General features: G+C 41.2%; 2 protein-coding genes. Both read right to left on the bottom strand.

Translation table 11 applies throughout. The features are described from left to right. On the bottom strand, nucleotides 1–916 hold a 916-nt coding region (locus tag WBM98_RS03725), incomplete at its 3' end, for a hypothetical protein (RefSeq protein ID WP_424364680.1). A 105-nt stretch (nucleotides 917–1021) separates the two neighbouring features. Then, nucleotides 1022–1791: serine hydrolase domain-containing protein (locus tag WBM98_RS03720; RefSeq protein WP_424364679.1), on the bottom strand; the 770-nt coding region annotated here is incomplete at its 5' end.

Below are 1791 nucleotides of genomic sequence, written 5' to 3'. Positions count from 1 at the left end.
CTGCCGACATATCGGCCATTCGTTGCTGATGTGCGTTAAAACTGGCCTGTCTTTGTGCCATGGTGTTTTGGTGGTTGATGGTCATTTGTCTTGTCGCGTTGTCCAAATTTTCGATTTGCTGCTGGCGCTGCCTTCTATTTTCCTCCTGTCTTTGGGTATTTATGCTAGCCATGTGGGTTTTCCATTCCATGTTTTCCTTGACTTCAATATTGGCTTTTACAAAAGTTGCTACGGCATCTTCAAAACGATCATTGTCGGCAAGAAGAAAATCCGTGCTGTACATCCAAACATAGGCGACATCTCCAGTGAACATAGGTTGTTCCAGTTTTACGTAAGAGACGATGGCAAGTGCTTTTTGCCCGTTTGAACCCTTCCATTGGGTGCAAAGAACTTTTACCGCGGCCATAGGGGCCGACTCATGGACTTTTTGGTTAAAGTAACTTTCCAATTCGGGTAAAGGTTTTAGGGTTTCAAATGAAAAACCTTGGGCCGATAAAATAGGCGCGATCTCTTTTTCAAGCACTGTCTCCACGGAAGTTAACGAGCGTACATTCTGCATCCCCGAATTTCGCATATTTTGTTCCATTTGTGGGTTCGGCGAAGCATAGAACATTTTTAATGGGGTATTGAACCCCTTGATGTTCGAGGGGCCTTGAATCTGGTAAAGGAAGAAAGGTATTAATGGATCTGGATCATACTGGGCCTTGGAGATCACTTTCCAATCACTAGGATATTGAATGCTGGATACTATGAGTCCAGATTTTACATCTTTAAATTCATATTTGGTTTCATTTGAGCCAAAGAATGAAGAAAGGTAGGCGCCTGAACTTGACATTTTGCGATCAGCATCGGAGTTTTTACAGGAAAAGATCATTAGGCATAGCATAATAAATTGGGCAGTTTTCATTGTTTTCATGATGACGTTTGTTTAGGTTTCTATTATGATATCGTAGAAATGAAAAAATGTCATCAAAATTATTTTTGATGACATTTTCTTATAATTAAGACAAAAACAAATCGCCTAGAACTGATCTATATCAGTTTGCCAGGGTATGGTGTTTTCTTTTACAAGATCGAATACCAACTTGTTTAGATCATTATCAAAATTGGGGTCGTTACTTCGATAGTTCAATAGAACCACAGCAGTGATTCCGTTCTGTAGATTTTGGTAGTACCAAGTTCTAGTTCCAGGTAAACTTCCTGTGAAAAATAATAAGCCTTGTTCTTCCCAGGTACCGAATCCCCGGCCCAAATGAGATATATTTGAAGGTTGGCTCATTAAGTTAAATGCAGTAGGGCTTACTATGTCAGGCCTATGTGGAGAGCCGTCTACAGCACATATAAATCTGAGTAAATCAGGTGCGCTTATAACAACACCACCATCACCATCTCTTCGGGAGGCAATTGTATATATCCATTGCATTTCTTCGGCAGAGCCGTAATACTCAACCTCGTTGGGTTCCCTATCTTCTTCTCTGAAGGTAGTTGTCTTAAAAGATGTTATACCGGTTGGCGCAACCATAGTTCTAACGTAATCTTCGTAAGATTGGCCTGAAACTTTTTCTATGATCCGTGCCAATAAATAATAACCTGTGTTACTATAGGCATAATTGGTGCCCGGCGCATTTGTCAGGTTCCAATTATTAAGTATGTACTCGATGTAGGCGTTACCTTGGAGCTCTGGTGCGTAATCGATAGGATCTCCACCGGTTGCAACACTCCATCCGCCTGCACCATGTATCAGTAGATGATCTACTGTAATGTTCATTTCGTCTGCAGTCAATGTTGCCG

Source organism: Maribacter sp. (assembly GCF_049667165.1).
Classification (GTDB): Bacteria; Bacteroidota; Bacteroidia; order Flavobacteriales; family Flavobacteriaceae; genus Maribacter_A.
The sequence above is the reverse complement of the archived record's forward strand: the minus strand, read 5'-3'. Positions and strand labels throughout refer to the sequence as shown.